The organism is Actinoallomurus acaciae (assembly GCF_042429965.1).
In the GTDB taxonomy this organism is placed as follows: domain Bacteria; phylum Actinomycetota; class Actinomycetes; order Streptosporangiales; family Streptosporangiaceae; genus Actinoallomurus; species Actinoallomurus acaciae.
This window is the reverse complement of the sequence record NZ_JBHLZP010000452.1, coordinates 1-6464: the sequence shown is the minus strand read 5'-3', so window position 1 is coordinate 6464 and position 6464 is coordinate 1. Positions and strand designations below refer to the sequence as shown.

Annotated in this window: 7 protein-coding genes; 3 read left to right on the top strand and 4 right to left on the bottom strand. The window is 72.0% G+C overall.

What is annotated here, in order from left to right; genetic code table 11:
• A partial coding sequence (locus tag ACFFNX_RS38240) for a cupin domain-containing protein (RefSeq protein WP_378210989.1) occupies window positions 1-773 on the bottom strand: 773 nt, incomplete at its 3' end.
• 126 nt (window positions 774-899) lie between these two features.
• Between ACFFNX_RS38240 and ACFFNX_RS38235 the strand changes: the two genes are divergently transcribed.
• Window positions 900-1394 (top strand): anthrone oxygenase family protein, encoded by a 495-nt coding sequence (locus tag ACFFNX_RS38235; protein ID WP_378210988.1) that lies wholly within the window; start codon window positions 900-902, stop codon window positions 1392-1394.
• Here ACFFNX_RS38235 and ACFFNX_RS38230 read toward each other — a convergent pair.
• Window positions 1372-2148 (bottom strand): NAD(P)H-dependent oxidoreductase, encoded by a 777-nt coding sequence (locus ACFFNX_RS38230; RefSeq protein WP_378210987.1) that lies wholly within the window; start codon window positions 2146-2148, stop codon window positions 1372-1374. The two genes, ACFFNX_RS38235 and ACFFNX_RS38230, sit on opposite strands and share 23 nt — an antisense overlap.
• A 118-nt stretch (window positions 2149-2266) precedes the next feature.
• On the opposite strand from ACFFNX_RS38230, the gene ACFFNX_RS38225 reads away from it, so the two are divergent.
• Window positions 2267-3118, top strand: coding sequence for a helix-turn-helix transcriptional regulator (locus tag ACFFNX_RS38225; protein ID WP_378210985.1), 852 nt, complete (start codon window positions 2267-2269; stop codon window positions 3116-3118).
• Window positions 3119-3238: 120 nt separating this feature from the next.
• Here ACFFNX_RS38225 and ACFFNX_RS38220 read toward each other — a convergent pair whose 3' ends face one another.
• Window positions 3239-5359, bottom strand: coding sequence for an NEW3 domain-containing protein (locus tag ACFFNX_RS38220; RefSeq protein WP_378210984.1), 2121 nt, complete (start codon window positions 5357-5359; stop codon window positions 3239-3241).
• Between the two features lie 125 nt (window positions 5360-5484).
• Entirely contained in the window at window positions 5485-6036 is a 552-nt protein-coding gene (locus tag ACFFNX_RS38215; RefSeq protein ID WP_378210982.1) for a CGNR zinc finger domain-containing protein, read from the bottom strand.
• 70 nt (window positions 6037-6106) lie between these two features.
• Here ACFFNX_RS38215 and ACFFNX_RS38210 point away from each other — a divergent pair.
• Window positions 6107-6464, top strand: a 358-nt coding sequence (locus tag ACFFNX_RS38210) for a class I SAM-dependent methyltransferase (RefSeq protein WP_378210981.1), incomplete at its 3' end; no start/stop codon positions are given.

Below are 6464 nucleotides of genomic sequence, written 5' to 3'. Positions count from 1 at the left end.
GTCATCGGCGGCTCGCCGATCAGGTCGCTGAACCGCCGGGCCAGGGCGGCCCGCGAGACGCCCGTCCGTGTCGCCAGCGCGGCCACCGTCCACGGATGGGCCGGCTCGTCGTGCAGCAGCCGCAGTGCCGCGCCGACCACCGGGTCGCTCTGCGCGCGGTACCAGCCCGGCACCTCGGCCTCCGGGCGGGAGAACCACGCGCGCAGGACGGCGGTGAGCAGCAGGTCCAGCAGGCGGTCGAGCAGCGCCTGCTGGCCCGGCGCGTCGCGGTGCAGCTCCGCGCCGAGCAACGGCAGCAGCGGTGAGTCCCAGGCCTCGGCCGAAAGCACGATGCGCTGCGGCAGGACCCGCGACAGCCGCCCGTTGATCTCACCCTGGAACTCATAGACGCCGGTGAACAGCTCGGTGGCACCGGCCGTGTCCTCCGTACGGTCGCCCCAGGTCCGCAGGCCGAGCGCCATGGCCGCGGACAGCGACTCCCCCTCCGGCGTGGTGCAGCGCTGCCCGGGGTGGATCACGACACGGGGCGGCGTGGCCGGATCGCCGGCGACCGTGTACGGGTGCGGCCCACGGATGACCGCGACGTCGCCGGGACGGAGACGTACGGCGTCGCCGTCGTCGGGCACCAGCCATGCCTGGCCACGCACGACCGACGCCACGGTCAGCGGCGCCCGGTCCTCGATCCGCAGCGACCACGGCGGCGTCAGGATCGACCGCAGCAGGAACGCGTCCCGGGCCCTCGGCCCATCGAGAATGCGCGCGAGCGGATCCATGCGCTCACCTTAGGCTCCTTCGTCGAACACCTTGGGCTCCTCGTCGAACCGCCCTGGACGAACGGACATGCGCGTGAGCGTCTCACCGATGGTCGCGGCACCGCCGCCGGCGGTTCACTGAGCGGCATGAAGATCCTCACGGGATTCTCCGCGACCACGACGCTCCTGTTCGCCGCCGCGCTGGCCGGAGTCTTCTTCGCCTACTCGATCTCGGTGATGATCGGGATCGACGCCGTCAAGCCGGACCACGCCATCGCCGCGATGCGTGCCATCAACGTGAAGATCCAAAATCCCCTGTTCCTCATGGCGTTCCTGCTGATGCCGGTGGTGGGGGCGGCCACGGGCGTGCTGCTGCTCGTCTCCGGGCAGCGCACGGCGGGCATGCTCTTCTTCGCCGCGGCGGCGGTGTACGTCCTGGGGGTGCTCGGGCCGAGCTTCGCGGTCAACATCCCGATGAACGACGCGCTGGAGGCCGCGCGGCCATCGGCCGGGGAGGTGGCGCGCGTCTGGTCCGGCTTCTCCTCCCGGTGGACCGCGTGGAACCACGTGCGTACACTGTCGTGCCTGCTCAGCGTGCTCTCCGTCGGCGCGGGCCTGTTCAGCTGGGGCCGTGGCGCCTGACGTGGACCGCGAGGCCGCCGGCGCCCGCCTCCAGTTCGGGGCGCAGCTCCATCGTCCGCGTGTAGTCGCCGCCCGCCAGCGGCCGGTACGGGATCGGCTCGTCGGTGAACAGGGCGCGCAGCCGCGCCGCGTACGCCTCCGTGACCGCGGCGAACCTCTCCTCGCTCACCTCGATGGAGTCCCAGACGGCGAACGGCGGCAGCACGTCCATGCCGGTGTAGTAGAGGAGGCCGTGCTGGATCGGGAACAGCAGTTCGTCCAGGCTCCCGTGGACGCCGCGGGCCGAGAACGACGGCTCGGCGGCGCCGATGGTCACCGACACCATGGCGCGGCGGCCGGCGAGCGTGCCGTCGCCGTAGAGGGCCCGGCCCTTCGTGCCCACGCCGTACCCGAACCCGTACGTGAAGACGCGGTCCACCCAGCCCTTGAGCACGGCCGGCATCGAGAACCACCACATCGGGAACTGCAGGATGAGCGCGTCGGACCACAGCAGCCTGTCCTGCTCCGCGGCGATCTCCGGCGCCAGGCGGCCCTCGGCGTACGCGCGGCCGGAGGCGCCGATCACGTCGAGCCGCTCGTCCGGGGCGTGGCCGGGGAAGTCCCCGGGCCCCACGTCCGGCCGCCAGCGCATGGCGTACAGGTCGGAGACGCGGACGTCATGGCCGCCGCGGCGCAGCTCGGCGGCGGCGAACGCGGTGAGCGCGCCGTTGAGGGAGCGCGGCTCGGGGTGTGCGGTGACGATCAGGATGTTCATGTATCCGTTGTCGCGCCGTGCGGCGCGCGGAACCAGTGCCCGGCGTTTCCACCGGCCGGGGTGTCCTGGTATTGACAGGACCAGGTTCACCGCGCGGGAGTCACGCATACTGAAGAGCATGGATGACGACGGCCGGGAGCTCGGCGCGTTCCTGCGCTCGCGCCGGGCACGGGTGACCCCGGACAGCGTGGGGATCGCGGCGGGCTCGCGCCGTCGCGTGCCGGGCCTGCGGCGGGAGGAGCTGGCGCAGCTCGCCGGGATCAGCGTCGACTACTACGTACGGCTGGAGCAGGGACGCGCGACGCAGCCGTCCCCGGAGATCCTCGACGCGCTCGCCGACGTGCTCGGCCTCGGCCGTACCGAACGCGAGCACCTGCGCGCGCTGACCGCGGCGCCGCGAAAGGCCCGCAGGTCGTCGCGGCGACGGCCGGAGCAGGTCCGGCCGGAGCTACAGCGGCTCCTCGACGCGATGTACGGCCTGCCGGCCCTGGTCACCGGGCACCGCCAGGACGTGCTGGCCTGGAACCGCCTGGGCTCGGAGCTGTTCGGCGGGCTCGACGAGGGCCGGCGCGACCCCAACAACGCGCGTTACCTGTTCCTGGATCCGGCCTCGCGGGAGGCGTTCCCCGACTGGGAGCAGCGCGCGCGGGAGACCGTGGCGGTGCTGCGCCTCGCCGCGGGCCGGCACGCCGACGACGAGCGGCTGCGCGAGCTGGTCGGGGAGCTCTCGGTGCGCAGCGAGGAGTTCGGCGCGCTGTGGGCGTCCGCCGACGTGATGGTGTGCGGCAGCGGGACCAAGCGCTTCCGCCATCCGGCGGTCGGGGAGCTGACGCTGCGCTATGAGACCCTCCAGCTCCCGGTGTCCGCGGGCCAGGCGGGCCAGGAGCTGCACGTGTACAACGCCGGCGAGGACGACGGCGCCGAGGAGGCCCTGCGGCTCCTCGGCGCGTGGACGGCCTCGCCGCGCTGAGCCACCGGCCGTGGCGGTCTCGGCGCGGTTCCGGCAGGCCACCCACGGCCACCGATCTCGCGGGTGATGACACCTGACCCGGACGGTGGAGGTGGCGCGTGAGTCCCGTGTCGTCGTGGGTCACTGCGTCGCGACGGTGACCGTGACGCCGCCGGACACCTTCTGGACACCCCCGTGCCGGGCGGTCGTCCGGGTCGTCACGGTCAGGGCCGCCGGCCCGGCCGGCGCGTCGGCGGGTGGCGTGACCGTCCACGTGACCGGGATCGGGTCGCCCGGTGCCAGTTGCCCGCCGTTGACCGAGGGTCCGGTCACGGCCCAGCCGGCGGGCCCGCGTAGCCGTAGCGCCTGATAGTCGACCGGTTCGCCGGTGGTGTTGTACAGGGTCGCGGTGACGGTGAACGGGGTGCCCGCGATCACGCTGGTGGACGCGGCGACATACAGGCTCGGGGTGCGGCGCATCGAGGCGTTCAGCGAGCCCGCGGTCTCCCGCAGCCCGCGATGGGTCTCGAGCATCTCGATGGCGTACCAGCCGGCGTGTTCCTGGTTGCCCGGGTCGGTGACCCGCAGGTTTCCGTCGGAGTCGAGGATCCACCCCTCGGAGATCGGCTGTGTCTCGTCCGGGTAGTAATGGCGCAGGAACGCGTCCAGCGCCGGGATGCGGTCCTGGCCGCGGTTCTCCTGGTCGAAGCGCCATTCCCAGGCGAGTCCCTTGGTGAGCACCCAGTCGTTGTGGCCGGTGAAGGCGTAGTCGTGCATCGAGGACAGCATCGGCACGCCGGACCAGTCCCTGCTCTCGTGGGCGAGGTACGCCCGCAGTGTGTCGGCCATGATCCGTGTGTCCAGGGCGTACCAGTCGACCGCGATCGGGGCGAGGTTGGCGAAGGAATAGCCGGGGTGGAACCGGTTTCCCTCGGTGACCTCGTACTTCTCGCCGTAGATCCGCTTTCCGTCAACGGTGGTCACCAGGTTGGTGTCGATGCCCCGCTCGATCTGTTTCGAGATCGACTGCCATCGCCTGGCGTCGGCCGGATCCCCGAGCCGGTCGGCGATCGGGGCGAGCTCGTGCAGTGCCTGGGAGGTGAAGACGTTCGTCAGCAGGTCATACGTGTCGTGATAGCCCTCGTCGTCGAGGATCGGGTTGCGGATCAGGTCCAGGCTCGCGTCGAGGTAGCCGGGTGTGTCGAGGTAGTAGTCCGCGTAGCGGCGCACGTAGGGCCAGGTCTCGGCGACGAAGGCCCGGTCGCCCGGGTTCGCCCGCACATAGCGGGACCAGGCCAGAAGCACGCTGTAGGCCTGGTCGGTCTCGTCGTACATGTCATAGCCGGAGATGGTGAAATCGGTGATCCGCTCCCGGTAGGAGAGCGTGCCGTCCGCGGCTCCGCGCCAGGTCACCGAGCCCGGCGGGGTGTCCGGCGCCTCAAGCCGCAGCGAGTAGCCGCCCGCCGGTGGACTGCTGAACAGCGGCGGCAGAAACCGCAGCGTCACCCAGCCGCCGCCGGCCGGGATCTGCGAGGTGGCGATGCCGGTGGTGTCCACGACCTGGGCGTCCGGGCCGGTGCCGGCGAGCAGTGTCGCGCGTACCGTCCCACGCGCTCGGGGGGTCCGGTCCAGCCACACGTCGGTGGCGGTGACCAGGCCGGGCGCCGGCATCGGTTGCGTGGCCCGTGAGCCGGGCCCCCGGAAACTCACCGTCGGGGCGGAGACGTCCGTCTGCTCACCGGCGGCGGTCGGTGTGTCCGACTCCTGGTAGATCCGGTGCGGCATCCGTGCCTGCCCCGACGCCGCGCTGTAACGGAAGATGTAACGCAGGATCGCTCGCGCCCTCGCGTCGTCTCCGCCCAGCAGCAGCGCCAGCGCGTTGACAGAGGAATCCCGCGTGTACATCGCCGCGTAGTAGCCCGCCAGCGACGTCGGCGCGTACCCGCGCGCCGTGACCCGCTCGGCAAGGCTGCGATACGTGCTCTCGAACAGGGCCACCTCATGGCGCGGCGGCAGGCCGCCCGGCTCCCGTGCGGCGGAGGCGGGCGCGGCGCCGAGGCCCGCCGTCGCGACGACGACGGCGAATGCGCAGGCGACGGCGGTCACACGGCGGGCGGCGGGATCGGTCTCGGCCGGAAGCATCTGCGCCTCCCCGCCGGCCGGGTACTTCTGTGGGGAAGTGACGTTCAGCCGCTGCCGAAGCCGCCTCCCGGCCATGACCGCGCAACAGGCCGACAACACGGGCAAGTCGAACAAACGCATCGTTCGTCCTCCTCCAGGCGCGCCTCTCGCCGGTAGGCCGCGCGCGCCCCAAGTTCGCATGCAACCGGTTGCACGTCAAGGCCCAGCTGTACGTCAAGGCCCATTCGTCGCGATGCGCGAGAGGCTCACCGGCCGCGGGCGCGGAACGCGGCGGTCTTGACGCGGTTCTGGCAGGCGGTGGAGCAGAACCGGCGGGTGCCGTTGCGGGAGGTGTCGACGTACACGCGGTCGCAGTGCGGCGCCGTGCACACGCCCAGCCGGTCGTGGAACTCGCCGCCGAGCACCACCGCGAGGCCCGTCGCGCAGCCGGCCACCCAGTCGGTGGACACGGTGCCACCGTCGCCGTGGAAGTGCAGATGCCACGGCTCGCCGTCGTGCCGGTTCAGGTGCGGGCGCGCGTGGGTCGCCTCGAGCAGGCGGTTGACCTGGTGGGCGGCGGCGTCGATGTCATCGTCCGCGACCGCGGCGAAGACGGCGCGCAGCTCGACGGCCATCTCGGCGAGAACGGTGGTGTCCTGCTCCCCGAGGTCGCCGGCGCCGATCTCGATGAGGGCCGTACGCCGCGCCTCGCCGACCGGCGGGGTGTACGGGCGGCCGCGCCGCTCTCCCTCGGTGAGCGTGTTCACCAGGCCGACGGCGATACCGACGACCAGGTCCATGTGACTGTTGAAATTCACTTGACCAGTTACACCGCTTCATCTAGTTTGTGACTGTCGAAATCATATACGACAGTTACAGGAGTCGCTCATGCTCACGACCACGGTGGCACAGGCGTGGATCTCCCGCTGGGACCGCCAGCAGGAGGGATACCTGCCCGACCGCGAGGAGCGGTTCACCGCGCTGATCGACGCGGTCGAGGCCGGCGCCGGGCGGCCGGACCCGCTCATCCTCGACCTCGGCTGCGGGCCCGGCTCGCTGGCCACCCGGCTGCTCGACCGCATTCCGGGCGCCACCGTCGTCGCGATCGACACCGACCCGCTCCTGCTCGCGCTCGGCCGGAACGCCCACTCCGGCCGGATGGCGCTGCGGTTCGCCGACCACGACCTGGGCACATCGGGCTGGGCGGCGGCGCTCGACCTGGACCGCCCCGCCGACGCGGCGGTCA

Coding starts and splice junctions, on each gene's coding strand:
- ACFFNX_RS38230 (WP_378210987.1), bottom strand. CDS start 2,148: ATGAACATCCTGATCGTCACCGCACACCCCGAGCCGCGCTCCCTCAAC.
- ACFFNX_RS38235 (WP_378210988.1), top strand. CDS start 900: ATGAAGATCCTCACGGGATTCTCCGCGACCACGACGCTCCTGTTCGCC.
- ACFFNX_RS38220 (WP_378210984.1), bottom strand. CDS start 5,359: ATGCGTTTGTTCGACTTGCCCGTGTTGTCGGCCTGTTGCGCGGTCATG.
- ACFFNX_RS38225 (WP_378210985.1), top strand. CDS start 2,267: ATGGATGACGACGGCCGGGAGCTCGGCGCGTTCCTGCGCTCGCGCCGG.